This is a genomic window from Bradyrhizobium sp. IAR9 (assembly GCF_013408065.1).
GTDB lineage: Bacteria > Pseudomonadota > Alphaproteobacteria > Rhizobiales > Xanthobacteraceae > Bradyrhizobium.
In genome coordinates, this window is the sequence record NZ_JACBZW010000001.1 from 701,430 (window position 1) to 724,225 (window position 22,796).

At 64.2% G+C, this 22,796-nt stretch carries 22 protein-coding genes; 9 read left to right on the plus strand and 13 right to left on the minus strand.

Going from position 1 to position 22,796, the window contains the following annotated elements:
* Positions 1 to 3: 3 nt before the first annotated feature.
* The gene (locus GGD67_RS03425) at positions 4 to 1,860 is read right to left on the minus strand and encodes an NAD(P)/FAD-dependent oxidoreductase (RefSeq protein WP_179730893.1); all 1,857 of its coding nucleotides are present in this window, start codon (positions 1,858 to 1,860) and stop codon (positions 4 to 6) included.
* Positions 1,861 to 2,036: 176 nt separating this feature from the next.
* On the opposite strand from GGD67_RS03425, the gene GGD67_RS03430 reads away from it, so the two are divergent.
* The 3 genes from GGD67_RS03430 to GGD67_RS03440 all read left to right on the plus strand — a co-directional run bounded on the left by GGD67_RS03430 (position 2,037) and on the right by GGD67_RS03440 (position 6,125).
* On the plus strand, positions 2,037 to 3,662 hold the full coding sequence (locus GGD67_RS03430) for a long-chain fatty acid--CoA ligase (protein WP_179730895.1): 1,626 nt from the start codon (positions 2,037 to 2,039) through the stop codon (positions 3,660 to 3,662).
* Positions 3,663 to 3,769: 107 nt separating this feature from the next.
* Complete coding sequence (locus tag GGD67_RS03435) at positions 3,770 to 4,882, plus strand: glycoside hydrolase family 172 protein (RefSeq protein ID WP_179730897.1); 1,113 nt, start codon at positions 3,770 to 3,772, stop codon at positions 4,880 to 4,882.
* A gap of 31 nt (positions 4,883 to 4,913) precedes the next feature.
* Positions 4,914 to 6,125 carry an acyl-CoA dehydrogenase family protein gene (locus GGD67_RS03440; protein WP_179730900.1) on the plus strand — a complete coding sequence of 404 codons (1,212 nt, stop codon included), beginning with the start codon at positions 4,914 to 4,916 and terminating at the stop codon, positions 6,123 to 6,125.
* A gap of 218 nt (positions 6,126 to 6,343) precedes the next feature.
* Here the strand turns inward: GGD67_RS03440 and GGD67_RS03445 are convergent, their stop codons facing one another.
* Together GGD67_RS03445 and GGD67_RS03450 are read right to left on the minus strand one after the other, a co-directional pair.
* The gene (locus GGD67_RS03445; RefSeq protein WP_179730902.1) at positions 6,344 to 7,252 is read right to left on the minus strand and encodes an amino acid ABC transporter substrate-binding protein; all 909 of its coding nucleotides are present in this window, start codon (positions 7,250 to 7,252) and stop codon (positions 6,344 to 6,346) included.
* 160 nt (positions 7,253 to 7,412) lie between these two features.
* Positions 7,413 to 7,832, minus strand: coding sequence for a nuclear transport factor 2 family protein (locus GGD67_RS03450; RefSeq protein WP_179730904.1), 420 nt, complete (start codon positions 7,830 to 7,832; stop codon positions 7,413 to 7,415).
* A 143-nt stretch (positions 7,833 to 7,975) separates the two neighbouring features.
* Here GGD67_RS03450 and GGD67_RS03455 point away from each other — a divergent pair, with 143 nt between their 5' ends.
* Both GGD67_RS03455 and GGD67_RS03460 read left to right on the plus strand, forming a co-directional pair.
* Positions 7,976 to 9,217: an amidohydrolase family protein gene (locus GGD67_RS03455; protein WP_179730906.1), complete on the plus strand. Its 1,242-nt coding sequence runs from the start codon at positions 7,976 to 7,978 to the stop codon at positions 9,215 to 9,217.
* Between the two features lie 206 nt (positions 9,218 to 9,423).
* A complete protein-coding gene (locus tag GGD67_RS03460; protein WP_179730908.1) occupies positions 9,424 to 9,771 on the plus strand; it encodes a hypothetical protein in 348 nt (115 codons plus the stop codon).
* Here the strand turns inward: GGD67_RS03460 and GGD67_RS03465 are convergent.
* The 8 genes from GGD67_RS03465 to GGD67_RS03500 all read right to left on the minus strand — a co-directional run bounded on the left by GGD67_RS03465 (position 9,761) and on the right by GGD67_RS03500 (position 16,951).
* Positions 9,761 to 10,675: a DUF1932 domain-containing protein gene (locus GGD67_RS03465; protein WP_409411098.1), complete on the minus strand. Its 915-nt coding sequence runs from the start codon at positions 10,673 to 10,675 to the stop codon at positions 9,761 to 9,763. The genes GGD67_RS03460 and GGD67_RS03465 overlap by 11 nt on opposite strands.
* Complete coding sequence (locus GGD67_RS03470) at positions 10,675 to 11,544, minus strand: hypothetical protein (RefSeq protein WP_018320996.1); 870 nt, start codon at positions 11,542 to 11,544, stop codon at positions 10,675 to 10,677. Before GGD67_RS03470 ends, GGD67_RS03465 begins: the two co-directional genes overlap by 1 nt.
* Positions 11,545 to 11,563: 19 nt before the next feature.
* A complete protein-coding gene (locus GGD67_RS03475) occupies positions 11,564 to 12,247 on the minus strand; it encodes a 4-carboxy-4-hydroxy-2-oxoadipate aldolase/oxaloacetate decarboxylase (RefSeq protein WP_179730910.1) in 684 nt (227 codons plus the stop codon).
* Positions 12,244 to 12,957 carry a PIG-L deacetylase family protein gene (locus GGD67_RS03480; RefSeq protein ID WP_008552603.1) on the minus strand — a complete coding sequence of 238 codons (714 nt, stop codon included), beginning with the start codon at positions 12,955 to 12,957 and terminating at the stop codon, positions 12,244 to 12,246. Before GGD67_RS03480 ends, GGD67_RS03475 begins: the two co-directional genes overlap by 4 nt.
* Before the next feature lie 64 nt (positions 12,958 to 13,021).
* The gene (gene dctA / locus GGD67_RS03485) at positions 13,022 to 14,326 is read right to left on the minus strand and encodes a C4-dicarboxylate transporter DctA (RefSeq protein WP_179730912.1); all 1,305 of its coding nucleotides are present in this window, start codon (positions 14,324 to 14,326) and stop codon (positions 13,022 to 13,024) included.
* Positions 14,323 to 15,207 (minus strand): amidohydrolase, encoded by an 885-nt coding sequence (locus tag GGD67_RS03490; RefSeq protein ID WP_179730914.1) that lies wholly within the window; start codon positions 15,205 to 15,207, stop codon positions 14,323 to 14,325. The genes dctA and GGD67_RS03490 overlap by 4 nt, the downstream gene beginning before the upstream one ends.
* Positions 15,207 to 16,166, minus strand: a complete 960-nt coding sequence (locus tag GGD67_RS03495; protein WP_179730916.1) for an amidohydrolase — start codon at positions 16,164 to 16,166, stop codon at positions 15,207 to 15,209. Before GGD67_RS03495 ends, GGD67_RS03490 begins: the two co-directional genes overlap by 1 nt.
* A 74-nt stretch (positions 16,167 to 16,240) precedes the next feature.
* Positions 16,241 to 16,951, minus strand: coding sequence for a TetR/AcrR family transcriptional regulator (locus GGD67_RS03500; protein WP_179730918.1), 711 nt, complete (start codon positions 16,949 to 16,951; stop codon positions 16,241 to 16,243).
* Positions 16,952 to 17,067: 116 nt separating this feature from the next.
* On the opposite strand from GGD67_RS03500, the gene GGD67_RS03505 reads away from it, so the two are divergent.
* From GGD67_RS03505 to GGD67_RS03515, 3 genes are all read left to right on the plus strand, one after another.
* The gene (locus GGD67_RS03505) at positions 17,068 to 18,048 is read left to right on the plus strand and encodes a tripartite tricarboxylate transporter substrate binding protein (protein WP_179730920.1); all 981 of its coding nucleotides are present in this window, start codon (positions 17,068 to 17,070) and stop codon (positions 18,046 to 18,048) included.
* A gap of 10 nt (positions 18,049 to 18,058) precedes the next feature.
* On the plus strand, positions 18,059 to 18,859 hold the full coding sequence (locus tag GGD67_RS03510; RefSeq protein ID WP_179730921.1) for an ABC transporter substrate-binding protein: 801 nt from the start codon (positions 18,059 to 18,061) through the stop codon (positions 18,857 to 18,859).
* 190 nt (positions 18,860 to 19,049) lie between these two features.
* Complete coding sequence (locus GGD67_RS03515) at positions 19,050 to 19,973, plus strand: PepSY domain-containing protein (RefSeq protein WP_179730923.1); 924 nt, start codon at positions 19,050 to 19,052, stop codon at positions 19,971 to 19,973.
* A gap of 12 nt (positions 19,974 to 19,985) precedes the next feature.
* On the opposite strand, the gene GGD67_RS03520 is transcribed toward GGD67_RS03515, so the two are convergent.
* Entirely contained in the window at positions 19,986 to 21,128 is a 1,143-nt protein-coding gene (locus GGD67_RS03520; RefSeq protein ID WP_179730925.1) for a mechanosensitive ion channel family protein, read from the minus strand.
* Positions 21,129 to 21,256: 128 nt separating this feature from the next.
* Here GGD67_RS03520 and GGD67_RS03525 point away from each other — a divergent pair, with 128 nt between their 5' ends.
* Positions 21,257 to 22,507 (plus strand): DUF763 domain-containing protein, encoded by a 1,251-nt coding sequence (locus GGD67_RS03525; RefSeq protein ID WP_179730926.1) that lies wholly within the window; start codon positions 21,257 to 21,259, stop codon positions 22,505 to 22,507.
* Positions 22,508 to 22,544: 37 nt separating this feature from the next.
* Here GGD67_RS03525 and GGD67_RS03530 read toward each other — a convergent pair whose 3' ends face one another.
* Positions 22,545 to 22,787 (minus strand): hypothetical protein, encoded by a 243-nt coding sequence (locus GGD67_RS03530; RefSeq protein ID WP_018320985.1) that lies wholly within the window; start codon positions 22,785 to 22,787, stop codon positions 22,545 to 22,547.
* Positions 22,788 to 22,796: the final 9 nt, after the last annotated feature.

Here is a 22,796-nt window from a genome sequence, read left to right on the forward strand (position 1 = left end):
CGCTTAAGCCGACAACGCAGAGCCGCCTGCCTCCGCCGCGGTCCCATAGGTCAACTCCAGGCCGTCCAGATTGCCTTCCTTCCGCCATTTGTCGAGCAGCCGCAGGAACGCCACCGGCCCGCGCCAATATTGGCTGTTTCTCGCCGCGATCGGATCGAACACGCCCTCGTTGTTGTAGTAACCGGGCGTGCATTCGGCGAGATAGGTCTGGCGGCCGAGCGCGGCCTTGACGACCTCCTCGACCCAGGCGTTTTCCGCGGCCAGCGTCGGCTCCAGCGTTCGGGCTTTGCGCTTGCGCGCTTCGGCGATCACATAGGCGATGTGCTGTGACTGCTCGTCGATGATGTGCGGAAAGTTGGCGCTCTGGCCAGCCTGCACCGTAACGATCAGGAAGCAGTTCGGAAAGCCGCGGCTGTAGAACCCATGCATCGTCTTGACGCCGCCCTGCCAGCGCTCGGTCAGGCTCATGCCGTCGCGGCCGTAGACCTCGAAGCCCATGCGGCGGGCGTAATCGGTGCCGACCTCGAAGCCGCTGGCATAGATCAGGCAGTCGAGCTCGTAAGCCTTGCCGCCAGCCACGACGGCGTTCTCGGTGATGCGCTCGACGCCCTGCCCTTTGGTGTCGACGAGATGCACGTTGGGACGATTGAAGACATCGAGATATTCGTCGTGGAAGCACGGCCGCTTGCAGAACGCCTTGTACCAGGGCTTGAGCGCGTCCGCGGTCGCCGTGTCCTTGACCACCGCATCGACGCGGGCGCGGATCTCCTCCATCTTGCGGTAATCGGCCTGCTCGATGACTTTCAGCGCCTCTTCCATCGAGGTCACCGGCTGCGGCTGACGGCGCGGCGCCAGCAGGATCTCGCCGAGCAGACCGGTCCAGCCATCCTGCACCAGGTCCCGTTCGACCGGCTCGCCGGAGATCACGGCGGTGAAATTGTCCATGCGCTCGCGCTGCCAGCCGGGCCTGAGGCTCTGCGCCCAGTCTTGATCCGTCGACCGGTCGTCGCGCACGCCGATCGCCGACGGTGTGCGCTGGAAGACATAGAGCTCCTTCGCAGCGCGTCCGAGATGCGGCACGCATTGCACGGCGGTGGCGCCGGTGCCGATGATGCCGACGCGCTTGTCGGCAAGTCCGGTCAGACCATCCGCATTGCCGCCGGTGTAGCCGTAGTCCCACCGACTGGTATGGAAGCTGTGGCCCTTGAAGGTCTCGATGCCGGGAATGCCCGGCAGCTTCGGTCTGCTGAGCGGACCTCCGGCGAGAATGACGAAGCGCGCACGGATGCGATCGCCCCGATCGGTCTCGACCAGCCAACGCGCCTCCTGCTCCTGCCATGCCATCCGCGAGATGACGGTCTGAAACAGCGCGCGGTCGTAGAGGCCGAAATGGCGGCCGATGCGGCGGGAGTGCTCGTAGATCTCCGGCGCGCGCGCATATTTGCGCACCGGCATGTAGCCGGTCTCTTCCAGCAGCGGCAGATAGATGTAGCTCTCGGTATCGCAGGCGGCGCCAGGATAGCGATTCCAGTACCAGGTGCCGCCGAAGTCGGCCGCCTTTTCCACGATGCGGAAATCATCGATGCCGGCTTCGCGCAAACGCGCGGCACAGAGCAGCCCGCCAAAGCCGCCACCGACGACGAGCACTTCAGTCTCTTCACTGACAGCTGCGCGCGCAAATCCGGGATCGGCCCAGGGGTCGTCGAGGTAGCGGCCGAATTCCCCTGTTACCTCGACATACTGGGCCTTGCCTTCGGCACGCAGACGGCGGTCGCGCTCGTCGCGATAGCGCGCGCGGAGGGCTGCAATATCGACGGTAGGTTCGCCGGCTGCACCGGTCTTGTGTCTTTCCGCTGACATGCATTTCCTCCAAGGAGAACGCTGCTTCGCCGGCAGCTCGGATCAGTTAGCCCTGAAAAAGTGACGCATGCAATCGCGTCCAATGTTTTTTGCGTGAACGCCGCGTGACGTTCCGCTAACCTCACGCGCAAATCACGAGCGCAACGCCACGCAACGACGTGGCCGTGGAGGAGACCATGCAGGGATTGATGATGGACATGCCGCTTCTGATCAGCGGCCTGATCCAGTATGCCGCGGACTATCACGGCGAGGCCGAGATCGTCGCGCGCGAGATCGAAGGCGACATCCATCGCTACACCTATGCCGACGCCCATCCGCGCATCAAGCGCATGGCGCTGGCGCTGAAGCGGCTCGGCATGAATCCCGGCGATCGCGTCGGCACGCTGGCCTGGAATACGCATCGTCATTTCGAGATGTTCTATGCCGCGCCGGGCATGGGCTATGTGCTGCACACCGTCAACCCGCGACTGTTTCCCGAGCAGCTCATCTACATCATCAATCACGCCGAAGACCGCCTGCTGTTCATCGACCGCGCCACGCTGCCGATCGTCGAGGCGATCGCGCCGCAGCTCAAGACGATCGAAGCCTATGTCGTGATGTCGTCGCGCGAGCGGATGCCCGAGACCAAGCTCGCCAACGTTCATTGCTACGAGGAGCTTCTCGACAAGGAAAACGAGGCCGGCTTCACCTGGCCGGAGTTCGACGAAAAGTCCGCCTCGACCATCTGCTATACGTCGGGCACGACGGGCAATCCCAAGGGCGTGATCTATTCGCACCGCGCCGCGATCCTGCAGACCATGACGTGCTGCAATTTCGACTTCCTGCCGGGGCATGTCGAAGGCGTGCGAGAGGTGATGATGCCAATGGCGCCGCTCTTCCACGGCAATGGCTGGAACATGCCGTTCACCGCCCCCTATACCGGCTCGAAGCTGGTGCTGCCCGGCCGCAACTACGAGCCCGACAAGCTCTACGAATTGCTCGAAGGCGAGAAGGTGACGCTGTCGGCGGGCGTGCCGAGCTTCTGGCTGATCCTGCTCGACTGGCTGGTGCGCACCGGCAACAAATTCTCCACGCTGCGGGCAACGCTGTCGTCGGGCTCGGCGCCGCCGCGCGCGATGGTCGAGAAGCTGAAGCGCGACTACAATATCGACTACATCCAGGCCTGGGGCATGACCGAGGCCCTGGGCTGCTCCATGCCGGGCTTGCGGCCGGGCTCGGAGCACCTCACCGACAAGGAGAAGTTCGACCGGCGCCAGGTGTCCGGCCGCGCCTGCTTCGGCACGAGCTTGCGCATCGTCGACGACAGTGGCGTCGAGCTGCCACGCGACGGCAAGTCCGTCGGCCATTTGCGCGCCCGTGGCCCCTGGGTCGCCTCCGGCTACATGAAGTTGGAGGAAGGCCTCGACCGCGACGGCTGGCTGATCACCGGCGACATGGCGGTGATCGACCCGCAGGGCCACGTCACACTCACCGACCGCTCCAAGGACGTGATCAAGTCCGGCGGCGAATGGATCTCCTCGATCCAGCTCGAGGACGTCGCCTTGTCTCACCCCGATGTGCTTCAGGCAGCCGTGGTCGCGATCAACCATGAGAAATGGCAGGAGCGTCCCCTGCTCCTCGTCGTCCGCAGGAAGGGCGCGACGATCGACGGCAAGACGCTGCTCGACCACATGCGCCCGAAGGTCGCGAGCTGGTGGATGCCGGACGCCGTCGAATTCCTCGACGAATTCCCGATGACGGGGACCGGCAAGGTGTTGAAATCGGCTCTGCGCGAGAAGTTCAGGGAGTATCGCGTCGCATGAACGGCACGCGATCACATGCGGGCCGTTCCGTATCCGATCGTCTTCATCTTTTGGTAGATTTGGGGGCGATATAGGCGAAACGTCGCTAATCGCTCATCGAGGACATCATGGCCTTTTCCGGATTGGGCCTGCATCTCGGCAATCTGTCGCGCCTGTCGGACGCGCAGACGCGTTCGATCAGCCCCGAGAACTTCACCGGCGAGAAGGGCAAGGGCGGCATGTCCGTCGATGGCCCCGCCGCCCGCCAGGCGCGCGATCTCGGACAGGGCTGGAAGGTCTCGCCCTATGTCGTCATCGAACCGGGCACGACCTTCGCGCTCGGCGACATCGCCGGGCAAGGCGCGATCCAGCAGATCTGGATGACGCTGGCGCGCGGACGGCTGCGGCATTCGATCCTGCGCATCTACTGGGACGATCAAACGCTGCCGAGCGTCGAGTGCCCGGTCGGCGATTTCTTCGCCTGCGGATGGGAGGAGTTCGCGCAGGTGTCCTCCCTCGCGGTCTGCGTCAATCCCGGCCGCGCCTTCAACTGCTATTGGGAGATGCCGTTTCGCAAGCGCGCGCGCGTCACGTTGGAGAACCGCAGCGAGGAGCAACTCACCGTCTACTACCAGATCAACTACACCCTGACCGACGTGCCGGAGGACTGCGCCTACTTCCATGCCCAATTCCGCCGCACCAACCCGCTGCCTTACAAGGCGGTCTATACCATCCTCGACGGCATCAGCGGCGCGGGCCACTATGTTGGCACCTACATCGCATGGGGCGTCAACAACAACGGCTGGTGGGGCGAAGGCGAAATCAAGTTCTTCATCGACGGCGACGGTGACTTCCCGACGATCTGCGGCACCGGCACCGAGGATTATTTCTGCGGTGCCTATAATTTCGATCCCTATGTCGCCCATTCCGGCCAGGGCCAGCAATCGCGCTACCAGGAATTCTCCACGCCCTATGCCGGCCTGCCCCAGGTGATCCGCCCCGACGGCGTCTACAAATCGCAGCAACGCTTCGGCATGTATCGCTGGCACATCCCCGATCCCGTGCGCTTCCGCTCCGATCTGCGCGTGACGATCCAGGCGCTGGGCTGGTTGCCGGGCACCAAGGAGGCCAAATACCTTCCGCTGCAGGACGATATCGCCTCCGTCGCGTTCTGGTATCAGACCCTGCCGACGGCGCTCTTCCCGAAACTGCCCGGCCCGGATTATCTCGAAATCGGCTGATCCTGCCGCCGATCAATCAAGGAGACCAGAGATGCTCTACCCGATGTCGCCAAAAGTCGTCGAGCTCAAGCGCAAGCTCGAGAGCTTCATGGACCGGCACATCTACCCGAACGAGGAGCGTTTCTATCGCGAGGCGGAAGAGCTGGGACCCTGGAAGGTCTATCCTGTCGTCGAGGAGTTGAAGCCGCTGGCACGTGCGGAAGGCCTCTGGAATCTGTTCCTCCCGGAGTCCGGCCATGGCGCAGGCCTGACCAATCTCGAATATGCCCCGCTCTGCGAGGTGATGGGCCGCTCGCATCTGGCGCCCGAAGTGTTCAACTGCTCGGCGCCCGATACCGGCAACATGGAGGTGCTGGAGCGCTACGGTTCGGAGAAGGACAAGGAGCGTTGGCTGAAGCCGCTGCTGGCAGGTGAAATCCGCTCCTGCTTCGCCATGACGGAGCCTGCGGTCGCCTCATCCGATGCGACCAACATCGAGAGTTCGATCCTGCGCGATGGCGACCATTACGTCATCAACGGCCGTAAATGGTATACGACCAATGCGACCGACCCGCGCTGCAAGATCTGCATCTTCATGGGCAAGACCGATCCTGACAATCCGGACCGCCACAAGCAGCAATCGATGATCCTGGTGCCGATGGACACGCCCGGCATCGAGGTGAAACGTCCCCTGCCCGTGTTCGGCTTCTACGGCGTGCCTGACCGGGCGTCCGAAGTCGTCTTCACCGAGGTGCGGGTCCCCAAGGAGAACATGCTGCTCGGCGAAGGCCGTGGCTTCGAGATCGCGCAGGGCCGCCTGGGGCCCGGCCGCATCCATCACTGCATGCGGCTGATCGGCCTTGCCGAACGCACGCTGGAGAAGATGTGCCGCCGCGTGCGCAGCCGCGTCGCCTTCGGCAAGCCGGTCTCCGAACAGACGGTGACGCAAGAGCGCATTGCAGAATCCCGCATCATGATCGAGCAGGCCCGGCTGCTCACGCTGAACGCGGCCTACGCGATGGACACGGTCGGCAACAAGGTCGCGAAGGCCGAGATCGCGATGATCAAGGTCGCCGTGCCCAACATGGCCTGCCAGATCATCGACTGGGCGATCCAGGCCCATGGCGGCGGCGGCACCTCGAACGATTTCGGCTTGACCCAGGCCTATGCCACCGCGCGTTTGCTGCGGCTTGCCGATGGACCGGATGAGGTCCACCGGAACCAGATCGCCCGGTTCGAGCTGAAGAAATATTCGAACGCGTGAAAGAAGACGGCTAGCTCACCGGGCGACGCTCTCTTTCTTCCTTCTCCCCTTGTGGGAGAAGGTGGCGCGAAGCGCCGGATGAGGGGTATCTATCCGCACGCACGAAACTAGAGATTCGCGCGCGGAGACATACCCCTCACCCAAGTGAGCTTTTGTCTACGAACGGAGCTGCCCTCTCCCACAAGGGGAGAGGGCACAGTAATGCGCAACCTCTCGCCTCAGTTCGCCAGATACACGTCCGGATCTGCGCTCCAGCTCGGCTTCTTGAAGGCGTTGCGTAGCGCCGGCGACATCGGGACGTTGTAGTTGAGGCCGTTCGGCGGCGTCGGGGACTGCAGCCATTTCTTGTAGAGCACCTCGATCTCCGGGCTTGCATAGAGCTCCGCAGTCGCGCGGTCGGCGAGCGCCTTGAACGGCGCGTCCTCCCGCCGCAACATGATGCCGTAAGGCTCCGGCTTGGAGAACGCCTCCTCGCTGATCATGAAGGCTTGCGGCTCCTTCGAGCGCGCGATCGCGACCGCGAGCTGCACGTCGTCGAGTGCGTAGGCCTGGGCGCGGTCGGTTTCCAAGAGCAGGAAGGCTTCGGCCTGATCCTTCGCCGGCATCAGACTGATGCCGAGATTGCGTTCCGTATTGACCTTGGCGAGCTGCGTCAGGTTGACCGAGCCGGCGACCGCCGTGACCGCCTTGCCCTTGAGATCGTCGATGGTGTTGATCTTTGCGGCTTTCTTGGCGGCGAACCGCGTCGCGCTGAGGAAATGCGTGTTGGTGAAGGCGACCTGCTTCTGGCGATCGGCGTTGTTGGTGGTCGCCGAGCAGTGCAGGTCGAGCGTGCCGTTCACCATCAAGGGAATCCGGTTCGACGAGGTCACGGCGAGCGTGTCGACGACGATGTCTGGCATGTCCAGCTGTTTCTTCACGACGTCGACGATCCTAAGGCAGATGTCCATGGCGAAGCCGACCGGCTTCTGGTTGCCGTCAAGATAGCTGAACGGGACCGAGGCCTCCTGATAGCCCAGGGTGATCTTTTTGGTCTCCTTGATCTTCTGGAGCGTGCCCGACAGATCTTCGGCTGAAGCTGCGCCCGCAAGACATGTCAGGGCCAGGATAACGGTGGGTAGACGCATCGGCTGCTCCTAAAGGGGGCTCGCGCCTCCATGCCGGGCGCAATCGCGGGATTTGATAGCGCAGGCGCGCGCCAGCCGCCAGACGGGCTGGCGCCTATCAGCTATTGCAGCTTTCGATATGACGAGCGGCCGTTCGGCTCCGCCTTTGCCGAGACGGATATTACGCGTCGATGCCGCGTTGGACCAGGATGCGCTCGGCGCTGTCGTTCCAGACATCCATCTTGGTGATCTTGCCATTGCGCACCACGAAGCGGTCGACGTAACGGTTGCCCTCGAACGGGGTCCCATCCTTCCATTCGCCGTAGAGCGTACCGACGCTGTAAACCACGGTCTCGCCGTCGCCGGGGCAGACGTCGAACCGGTCCATCTTCTTCTTGACCCAGCGGTAGCGCTTGGCGTTGAAGCCGGTCGGGCCGCGCGGATGATCGAACTCGCGCCCGCCGGTGAAGGTGATCACGGTGCCCGGCGCCATATAGGCGGCCGCAGCGTCGGGATCGGGGATCATCGATGCCGTGAGATAGGCCTCCACGATCGCGGCATCGGACAATTGAGCAGTTTCGGCTTTGGCGGCAACGGACATGGCAGGCTCTCCCGGGTTCGCGGAATATTACCGCCACTGTCGCCGAATCCATGCATATATTTTGAACATCTGCCTCGCTACACTGCCGACAATCTGGAGCCGCCGATCCCGGCTGATTGCTCTAAATTCCGTCCGCAAGAGCCATGATCACCCAGCCCGCCTTCGACCTGATCTTCCGTAACGCATTGTTGCGATCATCCGCCGCGCCCGTCGACATCGGCGTGAAAGCCGGCCGGATCGCCGCGATCGCGCCAAAGCTCGCCTGCGAAGCGGTCGAGGTCGATATCGGCGGTCACCTCGCCCTGCCCGGCTTCGTCGACACCCACATCCATCTCGACAAGGCCTGCCTGCTCGACCGCTGCGGCCACGATCACGGCAGTCTCGGCGACGCCATCCGGGCCGTGTCGGCGATGAAACGCGACTTCACCGTCGAGGATGTTTACGCACGCGGCGCCAAGGTGCTCGAACGCGCGATCGTAAACGGCACGACGCGCATGCGCACGCATGTGGAAATCGATCCGCGGATCGGTCTGCGAAGCTTCGAGGCGGTGAAGGCGCTGAAGCGCGACTATGCATGGGCGCTCGACCTGTCGGTCTGCGTGTTCCCGCAGGAGGGGCTAACCAACGATCCCGGAGCTGAGGAGCTGCTGGTCCAGGCGCTGCGCGACGGCGGCGAGACGATCGGCGGCTGTCCCTATACCGACACCGATCCGACCGCGCATCTTGCGCGCATCTTCGATCTCGCCCAGGAGTTCGACGTCGACGTCGACCTCCATCTGGATTTCGATCTCGATCCCTCCTGGTGGCATCTCGACGAGGTCTGCCGCCAGACCGAGTGGCGCAACTATCATGGACGGGTCGCGATCGGCCATGCGACAAAGCTCTCGGCATTGCCGCCGGAGCGGATGAAGGCTGCCACCGCGCAACTGGCGAAAGCCGGCGTCGCCGTCACCGTGCTGCCCGCGACCGATCTATATCTGATGGGACGCGACGCCACCCACAACGCGCCACGCGGGCTGACCCTCGCCCACAAGCTCGCGGGCGACGGCGTGGTTTGCTCGGTCGCCACCAACAACGTCCTCAATCCCTTCACGCCGTTCGGCGATGCCTCGCTGCTGCGGATGGCGAACTTCTACGCCAATGTCGCGCACGCCTCGGTGGGGGATTTCGACACCTGCCTCGATCTCGTGACCGAGCTGCCGGCGCGGCTGATGAACCTCGACGATTACGGCATCAAGGTCGGCAATCCCGCCGATCTCATCGTGCTTGACACGCAAGACAGCCGCTTCGCCATCGCCGCGCTGCCCGACGTCATGATGGGCTTCAAGGATGGCCGACAGACGTTCGCACGGCAGCGGCCCGCGCTGTTCCGGCCTGGGGCCTGAACGCGTTCCGGTCGACTCTCCAACGGTAAAATCGTCAGGAACACGGCTGATCATCGGACCGTTTCGCGCCGATTCACGGTCGATCCGTCCCCAGATCCGAGCCCGGTAGAATCCCGGACCGTAGCTGTGCGCATTGCACAACAGGCCGTCCGGATCATATTAAAGGGGCGCACTGAACGATCTGCGTTCAGTGGGGAAGCATGTATATGTTCAGCGCATTCAGTAGCATGGATTATCGCTCCATTCGGGCCGACTCGCCGGCGGAAACGGCCGTCAAGCGCCTGAAGGGAATCGGCGAAGTCCTATCTGGCCTCGACATCTCGGCGATCCACACGCAGGACGACATGACCCGCGCGCTTTGGACGCTGGATACTGCCGACAAGTGCATCCGCATGATTCTCGCAGAGTTCCGCCCCGCGCCCGCCAAGGAGCAGGTCGTCCGCGAGGCCAAATGCCTGGTCGACCTGATCGAGCTCGCCCGTGACGAAATCTCGAACTATCGCGACCGCGGCAGGGTTTTGAGCTCAACCTGCGCGTTCGGCGTCAGCCCTTGATCTTGCTCAGGATTCGATCTGCCTCGGTACGCCAATCAGCGCTGCGCGCAAACTCCTTGGTGCCCCTGGCGCCGAACAGCCCTTCATCGGCGAGATCAGCGACCCAGGCCTGACGCTCGGCTGTGCCCTGCGCGGACCATGGTGTCAGTCCCGCCTCACGCACAGTCTCGGCGACCTCACGCACCTCCTCGGCGCGTCGGCGACCGTGCTCGATGACGCGCTGGAAGAAATAGGTGCCCTGCTTCTCCCAGTTGATCGCGGGAAAGGTTTCCGCGAGCGAGGCCAGCACGGCATCCTCGACCCCATAGGCGCGCGCGGTCGTAAAACTCTCGATGACCATGGCCTCCAGGCCCTTGATCATGATGCTGCGGCACATCTTCACCGCGGAGGACACGCCGAGCTTGTCGCTCGCGACCCTGGCGGCAAAGCCGATCGCGCTGAGCAGCGGCTCCAACTCTCTCGCGCCGGGACCGCCGAGCAGCAACGGCACCTTGATGCGATAGGGCGGCACCGAGGTCATCACGGCACCTTCGACATAGCGGCCGGCGGCGCCGTCGATCAGCGCAGCGGCGCGCTGCTTGGCGCCCGGAGAGGCCGAATTGAAATCGAGGAACCAGGTGCCCTGGTTGATCGCAGCGGCGCAGGCCTTCGCCACCGGCACGGCCTGGCTGGCGGTGACAGCGGAGATAATGAAATCTGATTTCGCGGTCAGCTCAGCATGAGATGCTGCCAGCGTCACACCGTGTTTCGCCGCATGCTCCTTCAGCGGCGCGCCCTGCTCGCCACCGAGCTTGATGTCATAGGCCGAGACCTTGATATCCTGCTGGCGCAAATCCTCGGCCAGGATACGGCCGACTTCGCCATAGCCGATAAGCCCGATCTGCCATCGTTTCGGATCCACCATCAGTTCAATCCTCGGGTCGTCTCGTCGAACAGCTCCTCGACCGCATAGCGGCGCGGGATCAGCGCCTGCTGGAATGCGTAGTCGACGATCAACTCCAGCGGCTTCCGGTTGGCCTCGATCCCGAACGGGACAAGATCTGGCGTTGCCGCAGGCCCCACCTGCACCTTGTTCTGCTTGAGGAGATCATAGACGCCCGCAACGATCCCGGGACGCGTTCTCGCCAGTTGCTCGGTCACGACCACGAGATGATTGACCGGCACGACGCCGCGCTTGGCGTACCATCTGGCAGCCTCCGCGGCCGGATCCGGGAATAGAGGCTTCAACCTGGGACTATCAGAGATCTCACCGAGGACAGCGTCGAGCTCACCGTCGAGCAGCATCTGCAGAATCTTCTTGTCCTTCGGGGCGCGCTCGGTGGTGTCGACATATTCGGCCACGTGCGGATCCTCGAAGGTGACCCAGCGGATCTTGTCGAGATTGACGCCGTAATCGTTGGCGAGAATGCCCCGGATCCAGGCGCCGGTCGTCGTCGTGAACGAGCGGATGCCGACGCGCTTGCCTTCGAGATCGGACGGCCCGAGCGTTCCCTTCGTGGGATTGTAGAGCGCATAGGAATGCTGGAAGCGACCAAGCATGGTCGCCGGCAGCAGCACCAGCGGCTTGCCGTGGGCTTTCGCCATCAGGTAGGTGACAATCGCCATCTCGCAGACATCGAAGGCCTGCTCCCGGACCATCGGCTTGAACGCGGTGTTGGTCGGCGTGTACGTGATGAAGTCGAGATCGAAAAGATCGGAGCGGAGCGCGCCGCTCTTCACCGCCTGCACATGGGGATGATTGCCGAGCACGGCCTTCAGCTTGAGACGATCCATCCGCCCGCTCCGCTCATCTTCAGACGTCCTCGGGATTGTCGACATAGACGAGCCCGGCCTTCGCCAGCGCCTCGCGCATGCTGTACATGTCGAGGCCAAGCTCGCCCGAAGCGAGACGCTTGCGCTTGCCGCCCTCGTCAGCGTTGCGCTTCTTCGCCTTCCCGGCGACCTCGGCCGCATGGCGCTTCGGGACCACGACGACGCCGTCGTCATCGGCGACGATGATGTCGCCGGGATCGACATTGACGCCGGCACAGACCACGGGAATGTTGACCGAGCCGAGCGTCGCCTTGACTGTGCCCTTGGCCGAGACAGCGCGCGACCATACCGGAAATTTCATCTCATGCAGCGCATTGACGTCGCGGCAGCCGGCATCGATGATCAGCCCCTGCACGCCGCGTGCCTGCAGCGAGGTCGCCAGCAATTCGCCGAACATGCCATCGGTATTGTCGGTGGTGCAGCCGACGACGAGGATGTCGCCCTTTTTGCACTGCTCGACGGCGACATGGATCATCCAATTGTCGCCGGGCTGCGCCAGCACGGTGACGGCGGGCCCGGCGATCGACGCGCCCGCCCAGACCGGGCGCAAATAGGGCTTCATCAGACCCACGCGCCCGTAAGCCTCGTGCACGGTCGAGACGCCGTACGCCGCCATTCCGGCGGGATCGGCACGCTTGATATTGCGAACGACGACCGGCTTCATGCCAGCTCCTCCGCAACCGTTGGGAACAGGCGCTGATAGGCCTCGCCATAGGTCATGGGCACGCCGGTGTTGCGGCTGCCCTGGATGCCGCGGTTGAGCGCGACGCGCTCGTAATAGCCCCACAGATGTTTTTGCGCGGCGAGGATCTGGAATGCCTCGTACTTCTCCTTCCAGACCTCGTCGATCTTGAGGAGCAGATCCGGCTTGTAATTGCACTGCTCTGGCTGATGCGGTTCGAACAGGAACACCGGCGGCGCCGAATATTTGTACTGCGCGCCGGGCTTGTGACCCATCGCCTGCGCGACCACACGCGTCTCCTGGGCGAAATGCGCTGCGTTCGGGTGGTCGAAATTATAAGGGTCTTCCAGCGCGTGGGTCAGCACGAAGCTGGGATTGAGCTCGCGGTAGATGTCGACCATGCGGTCGAAATGCGCCTCGGTCAGCTTGAGGGGATAATCGCCGCAATCGAAGAACTCGATCTCCGCGCCTAGCAGCTTTGCCGCCCGCTCCGCCTCGTCCTTGCGCCCGGCCTTGACCGATTCCAGCGTCGCGCCCTTTTCCTTCCAGGCAAACTGGCTCTCGCCGCGCTCGCCAAAGGACAGGCAGACGATCTTCATGCGATAGCCCTTCTTCGCATGCAGCGCGATCGCGCCGCCGGCGCGCCAGACGAAATCGCCGGGATGGGCGGTGATGACGAGACCTGTCTTCATGGGAGAAACTCCCCTCTCTTGTTCGTAAGCATCATAAGCCGCCTGCGTCGCGCCGGAAGCCAATTCATCGGATCGCAGCGGCCGCTTGTTCCTCGCCGTCGAGCACGCGCCTCAGCCGTTCGCCGTCGAGCGCGCCTTCCCATTTGGCAATCGCGATGGTCGCGACCGCGTTCCCGATCAGATTGGTCGGCGTCAAGCCCTGCGACATCAGGCGATGGATGCCGAGCACCAGCGCCACGCTCGTCACCGGGATGGTGCCGGTCGCCGACAGCGTCGCCGCCAGCACGACGAAGGCGGCGCCCGCGATCCCCGCCGCGCCCTTGGAGGTCACCAGCAGGATCAGCAAGAGCTCGATCTGCTCGGCAAGCCCGAACGGCGTGTTGGTCGCCTGCGCCAGGAACACTGAGGCCGCGGCAAGGTAGAGGCAGGTGCCGTCGAGATTGAAGGAGTAGCCGGTCGGGATCACGAGCCCGACCACGCTCTTCTCGCAGCCCGCCTTCTCCAGCTTGGTCAGCATCCGCGGCAGCACCGTCTCCGACGACGTCGTGGCGATGCAGATCAGCAGCTCTTCCCAGATGTAACGGATCAGCTTGAGCAGCGAGAAGCCGCAGAGCCGCGCGACCGGGCCGAGCGCCGCGACGATGAACACCAGGCAGGTGAGATAAAAGCCTCCGAGGAGCTTGCCGAGCGAGGCCAGCGATCCCACGCCGAACTTGCCGACCGTGAAGGCGATGGCGCCGAACGCACCGATCGGGGCCGCCCACATCACGAAACCGACGACGGCGAACACCATCTTGGCGGCGATGTCGATCAGATGGACCAGCGGCGCGGCCCGTTCGCCGAGCTGCACCAGCGCAAAGCCGCAAAGGACCGAGATGAACAGCACCTGGAGGATGTTGCCTTCGGCGAAGGCGCCGATGAACGTCGCGGGCACGATGTTCATCAGGAATGGCACGAAGCCGATGACGCTGGTCTGCTTGACATAAGGCTCGATCGCGCTGGCATTGATGCTGGCGGGATCGATGTTCATGCCGACGCCGGGCTTGAGCAAATTGATCGCGATGAGACCGATGATCAGCGCGATCGTGGTCATGATCTCGAAATAGACGATCGCCTTCACCGCGACGCGCCCGACCCGCGCCATATCGGCCATGTGGGCGATGCCGTGCACGACGGTGCAGAAGATGATCGGCGCGATCAGCATCCGGATCGCCTTGATGAAGGCATCCCCGAGCGGCTGCATCTTGGCGCCCGCCTCCGGACTGGCGATCCCAAGCGCGATGCCGGCCGCCATGGCGATGAGCACCTGGATCCAGAGCTCCCTCCACCAGGGCCGCCCGCGCGGCTTGTCGATCGCGAGCACCGTCATCGGTCGAATTCGAACAGGCGCGCCGGATTGTCGACAAGGATCTTCTGCTGGAACTCCGGCTCCGGCGCGAACAGCGGAATCAGATCGACGAGGTCGCCGTCATTCGGCATCACCTTGACGTTGGGATGCGGCCAGTCGGTGCCCCAGATGACGCGGTCAAGCGCAGTCTCGACGATCTTTCGCGCGAACGGCACCGCGTCGGTAAAGGGCGGACCGCTGGAGGACACCCGCTCCGAGCCACAGATCTTGACCCAGCATTTTTCGTCGCGCTGCATCAGCTCGATCAAAATCTTGAACGGCAACTGGTCGAGCCCCTCGGAGGCCTTCACCCGTCCCATATGATCGATGGTGTAGCTCAGCGGCAGCCTTGCCAGCATGTCGGCATAATCAGGCAGGTCGATCGCATCGAAATGCAGGTCGATGTGCCAGCCGAGCGGCGCGACCATGGCGATGACGCGATCGAACACGCCCTTGTCAGGGACGCCGCCGAGATGGCGGACGAAATTGAAGCGGCAGCCGCGAAAACCGCCCTCGTGCAGCGCACGAAGCCCGCGCTCGGTGATGGTGCCGTCGATATTGGCGACGGCGCGGTAGGCGCCGCTACTCTGCGCGATGGCATCGAGCGCCACACTGTTGTCGGTGCCGTGCACGCTGGCATTGACGATGACGGCGCGCTCGACACCGATCTTGGCATGCAGCGCGCGGAAATCCTCCAGCGGCGCATCCGGCGGCGTGTAGGATCGGTCAGGCGCGTAAGGGTATTTCGAGCCGGGCCCGAAGATGTGGCAGTGCGCATCGCAGGACAGTTTTGGCAGCTTGAACTTCGGCGTGCGCGTGTTCCGATCGGGCGGCGGAATGGTGGGTGTGTACATCATCGTCATCAGGTGAACTTGAACAGGCGTGCGGGATTGTCGACCAGCAGCTTTTGCCGGACCTTTGCGTCGGGCGCGTAGAGGGGAATCAGGTCAACGATCTCGCCGTCGTTCGGCATGACCTTGACGTTAGGGTGCGGCCAATCGGTGCCCCAGAGCACGCGATCGGGCGCGTTGTCGATCAGCGCCTTGGCAAACGGCACCGCATCGTGGAACGGCTTGCCGACGGCGGAGGCGCGCTCGAGGCCGGTGATCTTGACCCAGCACTTCTCGTCCTTTTTCTGAAGGTCGAGCAGCGCGGTGAAGCCGGGATCGTCAAGCCCCTTCCCGGCCTGCACCGTGCCCATGTGATCGATCACATAAGGCGTCGGCAGCGCAGTCAGGAGGCCTGCGAATTCGGCGATCGTGCCCGGCTCAAAATAGACGTCGATGTGCCAGCCGAGCTCGGCAACGCGGTGCACGATGCGCTGGAACTTACCCATATCGCCGACGCCGCCGAGACGCCTGAGGAAGGCAAAACGGCAGCCGCAGATGCCGGCCTTGTCGAGCGCCGCCAGCTCCTTCTCGGTCATCTCGTCATTGACGTTGGCGATGCCCCTATAGGCCCCCTCGCTCTGGGCGATGGCGTCGGTGACGACGCGATTGTCGGTGCCGTGCACGGTCGCATTCACGATGACGCAGCGCTCGACGCCGATCGTCTCGTGCACGCGGCGGAACGCCTCCAGTGGCGCATCAGCCGTGTTGTAGGGACGCTTTTCCGCGAAGGGGTAACGCGACGCCGGCCCGAAGATGTGGGTATGGCTGTCGCAGGATTTTGCCGGCAGCCTGAACGACGGCGTCGTGGGATTTGGGTCCGGCGGCGTGATCGTCGGCATCGCTTTCGGCTCTGCGCCTTGCGCACACGCCTCGCTCGCAAGCGCCGTACCGGCCAGTCCGGTCAAGAGATGCAAGCACTCCCGCCTGTTCATGTTCCCAACACCCTGTCACACCGTCCGCCTGCGAGCGGAAGCGCTGTTACGCGCCTCCGCTCGGGTGGCTTCTTTCAAGTCTTGCTGCTGACGACCGGCCGCCGCCGCACCGGCGCGGCATGATCGAGCGGCGGCGCCTGGAATGAGGCGACCGTGGCCTGCACCAGCTGCTCGATAGCGCTGGCGGCATCGCCGCCATCGGCCTCGCCGCGCGACAGGCGCGAGACGCGATCCGGTGTCACCAACGAGTAATAGAGTGCGCCGAGCAGGAAGTGACTGCGCCAGACGATGTCGGTGCGCGGAATGTGCGGCAGGCTCTCGTGGATCGCATCGATGAAGGCGTGACTGGTGTCGTCAAAAGTCTGCGCGATGATTTTTCGCGCGACCTCGTTGCCCTCGGCCGACATCACGGCGCGCAGCCGCGTGAAGCGCGCACCGCCGCCGGCAAGGTCGCTGCCCGAGGTGAAAGCCGGCACGACGTAGGCCCGCACCACAGCCTCCAGCCGGTCCTGGAGATCGCGCACCCGCCTGGCGGCGGCGAGCAGCTCCCAACGTCGCAAATTCATCGGCCCGCAATGCCGCCGGTAGATCTCCAGCAGCAAGCCGTCCTTGGTCTTGAAATGATAGGTCACGCTGCCGGGATTGGCTCCGGCAGCCTGGGCGATGTCGCGCACCGAGACGGCGTTGAAGCCGTTGGTGGCGAACAGCTCCTCGGCCGCGGCGAGGATTGCCTCGCGCATGTTCGGCTTGCGGGCCGTTTCCTTGCTGGTGGGCTTGCGTACCATGTGATTTGTACTATCGTACAAAAGATCAGGTCTCGTCAACAAAAACCATGGGCGGCGTCCGGACGGCCTGGAAGACCGATGCAAGGATGCGTGCGCCCGCAAGGAGTGCTGGGAAAATGCTGGGTATGAACAAGACAATCGGCGGATTGATGCTGGGCGCCGGTTTGCTGCTCGCGGGCAGCGCCGCGCAGGCCGCCGACACTTATCCGAGCAAGCCGGTTCACATCCTCGTACCTTACGCGGCCGGTGGCGCGGTCGACGTGCTCGCGCGCACGCTGAGCCAGGCGCTGGCCAAGTCCTGGGGTCAGCAGCCGGTAGTCGACAATCGTCCCGGCGCCGGCGGCATCGTTGCCTCGCAGGCGCTGACGCAGGCCGCGCCCGACGGCTACACGCTGATCCTGGTCGCGAGCGGCCATCCGCTCAACCAGTTCATCTATCCGAGCGTGCCCTACGACACGTTCAGGGATTTTACCGCAATCACCGAAGTCGCCTCCTCACCGCTCGCGATCGTGGTGGCCAAGGACAGTCCCTACAAGACGCTCGGCGACCTCCTGGCTGCGGCGAAGAAAGAGCCGGACAAGCTATCTTACGGCATGTCCGGAAACGGTACCTCGGCGCATCTGGCCGGCGAACTGCTGAAACACATGTCCGGCAGCAAGATCGTCGCGATCCCCTACAAGGGCGGCGCGCCGGCATTGACCGCTGTCATCGCCGGCGAAATCCCGCTCAGCATCAATCCGCTTGCGGAAGCGATCGGCCAGCTCGAAGGCGGTCCGGTGCGCGCGCTCGCGGTGACCTCGGCTGAACGCTCCAAGGCGCTGCCTGACGTCCCGACCGTCGCCGAGTCCGGCGTCTCCGGCTATGACGTCTCGGTCTGGTGGGGCGTGCTTGGTCCGGCAAAAATGCCGCCGGAGATCGTGGCGAAGCTCGAAACCGATCTCAAGGCGGCGCTGCAGGATCCGAACGTGCTGTCGACGCTCGGCAAGATCGGCGCCGCTCCGGTCGGCTCCTCCGCCAAGGAGTTTGACGCCTATATGCACGCCGAGGCGACCAAATGGGAGCCGGTGCTGAAGGCGGCCAACATCCGCGCGCAGTGAGCCTCTTTGCATGAGGGCCTTCTCTGGACGCCTCGCCCGCACCGCCCTGCTGGTGGCCGCAATCATCAGCCTCGTCGGCGCGTCCGCGCGCGCCGACGGCGAGGCAAAGCTGCTGGCGCCGAGTGGCAGCTTGCGCGTCGGCATCTATCCGGGCAGCCCGACCTCGATGGTGACGGATGCCGTCGGCAAGCCGCACGGCCTCGCCTATGATCTCGGCGCCGAGCTCGCCAAACGGCTCGGCGTTGGCGTCGATTATGTCAGGTTCGAGCGCGTTGCCGACATCGTCAGCGCGATCCACGATGGCAAGATCGACTTCACCGTGACCAACGCCACGCCGGCCCGCGCCAACGAGGTGAGCTTCAGCCGGCCCGTGCTGGCAATCGAGCTCGGCTTTCTCGTCCCGGCGAATTCGCCGATCAGAGAGGTCGAGGACATCGACAAGCCCGGTGTGAAGATCGGCGTCACCAAAGGCTCGACCTCCGAGCGCACGCTGCCGACAAAATTCAAGAACGCGGCCATCGTTCCCGCCGCAAGCGTCAAGGCCGCCATCGCGATGTTCGGGAGCAGTGAGATCGATCTCTACGCGACCAACAAGCCGACGCTGTTCGAAATGTCCGACCAGATGCCGGGCGCAAGGATTCTCGACGGCAATTGGGGCCTGGAGCACATGGCCATCGCGATCCCCAGAGGACGCGAGGAGGCGCTGTCACTGCTCAACAGCTTCGTTGCGGAGAAACAGTCGTCCGGCGCGTTGGAGACGATCCAACGTCAGGCTGGCTTGCGCGGCGCGATGAAGGTAACGCGCGAGTAGGTCCTGCCGAGCGAGACCGCACGACGCAGCTGCTGCAAGTCTCTCGAAAACCTGCGAACGATTGGCGATCGCAGCATCGCGATAGCCTCGCGTCCATTTGCTGCAAATCAACGCGACAAGGTGGACAAAGCGTCATTTGTCTTCGGGGCTGCGCTAGGCGACCAGTGCCAAGATCGCCGGAGACCGAAGAATGAACAAACCCCTGTTGTTGACACTCCATCGCTGGATCACGCTGGTCTTTGCGCTTCCCCTGTTCGCGATCATCACCACCGGCCTGATCCTGTCGTTCGAGCCGCTGATGCAAGTCAATGGCATCGGCGGTCCGGCGATCGATGCCGCGCGCGTCGTCGAGCTGGTGAAGACGTACGATCCACACAACAAGGCGCGCGGGCTTTCGATCAATGCGGCTAGCCAGCGGATGACGCTGCAAGGCTCCGGCGCGCCGGCCATCGATCTCGTGACCGGCGCACCCGCTGCGGCCAGCTCCGGCCCGACCGATCTCTTCCGGTGGGCGCGGATCACGCATGAACGGCTGCTCGGCCAGGCGTGGCTGGCGACAAGCTCGACCATCGCCATGGTCATCCTGATGCTGCTCGGCAGCCTCATGGGACTGCCGCGGCTGCGCAACACGCTGTCCGGATGGCACAAGGGCACGGCCTGGTTCGCGCTGCCACTCGTCCTGTTGAGCCCGCTGAGCGGCCTGTGCATGGCGTTCGGCCTGACGTTTCAGAGCGGAGGCGTTCCGGCCGGCAGCGGCCGCCCCCTCGCCCTGCCTGACGCGATACGCATGGTCGCGGCCTCCCACGATCTCACGCACGTGATCTCGATCGGTCTGCGCGGTGGCCACATGATGGCGCGAATCTATGACGGAGGAGAACTACGCGCCTATGCCGTCAATTCATCGGAGGTCACGCCACTGCCACGCAATTGGCCGCGCCTGATCCATGAGGGAAACTGGTCGGCCCTGATCGCCTCGTCGCTCAATGTGGTGACGTCGATCGCGCTGCTCACGCTGCTGTCGACCGGTCTCCTGATCTGGGCCCGACGTAAGCTGCGCAAGCGGCGACCGCGCTCCGACCGCCAGGCCGGCGCGGCCGTGGTCGGCGCCCGCTGATCGCTCGGACGGTCAATTATGCGCGCTCGCCCGCATCTTCTCCGGCCGCGCGACGGGCCGCAGGAGATCGGCATCATCGTCGGCCGACGGGATCAGGATCGCGCGCTCGCGCGGCAGCGCCTCCGGCATCTCGTCGCGGATGAAGGCGACGAGCTTTTCCCTGATCTCGCAGCGCAGGTCCCAGGATTGCGGCGCGTTTCTTGCGCTGACCAGCGCACGTAGCTCGATGGTCCGGGAGTCCGCGTCGATCACCTGGAGATTGACCACCGCGCCATCCCAGAGCTTGGACTGCTTCACGGCATCCTCCAGCCAACGCCGGATGCGCGGCACGTCGGCGCGATAATCGACGTGCAGCGCGATGACGCCGATCAGGGAGGCGGTGTCTCGGGTCCAGTTCTGGAACGGCTTTTCGATGAAATAGGACAGCGGCACCACCATGCGGCGCCAGTCCCACAGCCGGATCACGACATAGGTCGAGGCGATATCCTCCACCCAGCCCCATTCGTTCTCGATGATCACGGCATCCTCGATGCGGATCGGCTGCGTGATCGCAATCTGCAGGCCGGCGATCAGGTTGCTGAGCAGCGGCCGTGCGGCAAGACCGACGATGATGCCGGCCGCGCCGGCGGAGGCGAACAGGCTGACGCCGTATTGCCTCACCGAATCGAACGTCATCAGCGCGGTGGACACCGTGATGACGACGATGATGGTATCGGTGACGCGCTTGAACACGCGAACTTGCGTGACGTGCTTGCGCGCGACGAAATTCTCGGTGACATCGCGGAAATTCTGCAGGTACCGCGCCGCGCTCATGTCAACGACCCGGATCGAGATCCAGCCGATCAGGGCGATGACGGCCACGACGAACAGGCGCATCAGCGGCGTGCGGATCATGTCGTCGAGCGGGGCAAGCGGCAGGACCAATGCGACGGCCGCCAGGCAAAGCGCCAGCTGAGCCGGGCCCGCGGTGCGGTCGATGAACACGCTCAGCAGCGGAAGACGGGTTCCGAAGGCGCGAGCCAGCAGCCATACGGCGACCCGGTAGATGAACAGCGCAAGCAAGATCGCACCGAGAACCAGGCCGAGGCCGACAAACCACGACGGTATCCAGCCGAACATCCTGTCGATGTCGGCCATCAGTGCCTGCAGATTCATCGATTGTCCCCGTCATTGCATTCGCGTAGCCCGCTCAACGCCTCCCGGCCGGCTTCGCTCCCCTCTCTCGTGCAACGCAGCATTCCGCAGATGCAACCGTCGCCGAACTGCGCTAATTTGGGGGCATCATGACCAGACGTACCGGCAGCGCCGATCTTCCCTTGCACACCGGACGGGTTCCGCCGTGGCTTGCGAGCCGCATGGCTTCGTTAGGGGCGATCGTCACGCAGGCGATCGTGCATCATTACGGCCGCGATGCGTTTCTGCAGCGGCTGTCGCATCCGTTCTGGTTCCAGTCGTTCGGCGCCGTGATGGGAATGGATTGGCACTCCTCCGGCATCACGACATCCGTGATCGGCGCGCTGAAACGCGGGCTCGGGCCGCTTCAGGATGAGCTTGGCATCTATGTCTGCGGCGGACGCGGCCAGCATTCGCGCAAGACGCCGGACGAGTTGATGCAGCTCGGCGACCGCGTCGGATTCGACGGCGCAAAGCTGACCCGCGCCAGCCGCCTGGTGGCGAAGGTCGACAGCGCGGCCGTGCAGGACGGCTTCGATCTCTATCTCCACGGCTTCTTCGTGACCGCCGACGGCAAATGGACGGTGGTGCAGCAAGGCATGAACGGCGACAAGCGGCAGGCCCGCCGGTATCACTGGCATTCCGAGGTGCTGAAGAGCTTTGTCGATGCGCCGCACAGCGCGATCGACGGCCCGCAACAAGGCGAGATCGTCAATCTGACCGACCACCGCGCCGATGTCTCGCGCAACGCGCAGCTCGAGCTCCTCAGCGATCTCGGCCCCGATCGCATCCTCACTGAATTCGAGCGGCTCACCGGGACTGCGCCCGAGCCTGCGCAGGCCATGCTGCCGCATCTGATCATGCCCGCGCATCATGATGTCCGGCCGAAGGATGTATTCGCGCGGCGCCTGCACGGCACCCTCGCCGCAGCCGCCGAGCGCGGCCCGATCGATTTCCCGGAGCTGCTGCTGACGCCCGGCGTCGGCGCGCGCACCGTGCGCTCACTGGCGATGGTCGCCGAGGTCATGCACGGCGCGCCCTATCGCTTCAAGGATCCCGCGCGCTTCTCGCTCGCCCATGGCGGCAAGGATCGGCATCCCTACCCTGTCCCGATCAAGGTCTACGACGAGACCATTCGCGTGCTGAAGGGCGCGATCCAGAGCGCCAAGCTCGGACAGGACGAAGAGATGCAGGCGATCAGGCGCCTCGACGACCAGGCGCGGCGGCTGGAACGCACCGCGCGCGGCCCGTCCGTCGAGACCTATATCGCCGGCGAGCGCGGGGCCTCACCCGACCTCGACGGCCGCTCCGTGTTCGGCTGGGAGCGCGACCTCGTGCCGACAAAAAAGCGGACCGGCTGAAGACCGGTCCGCGAGTTCAGCGGGAGGAACGCCCCTCTCAGGTCTCATCAGTCTCCGGCGTCTCGTCGAGCCGGTTGGCTGCATGATCCTGATACTGTTCGGTCTGAATGGACTTGCCGTCCATGCCGCGAATGTCCGAATGCTGGGCCTTGTCGCGGTTGGACAGGACCATGTTATCGCCGATCTTCTCCTTGGGCACATCGGTCAATGCACCGGTGCCGTCGCCCTTGCCATGCATGCCGGATCTGAAGTGCGTCTTGCTACCGTGCCCACCTGGCATCAGTCTCTC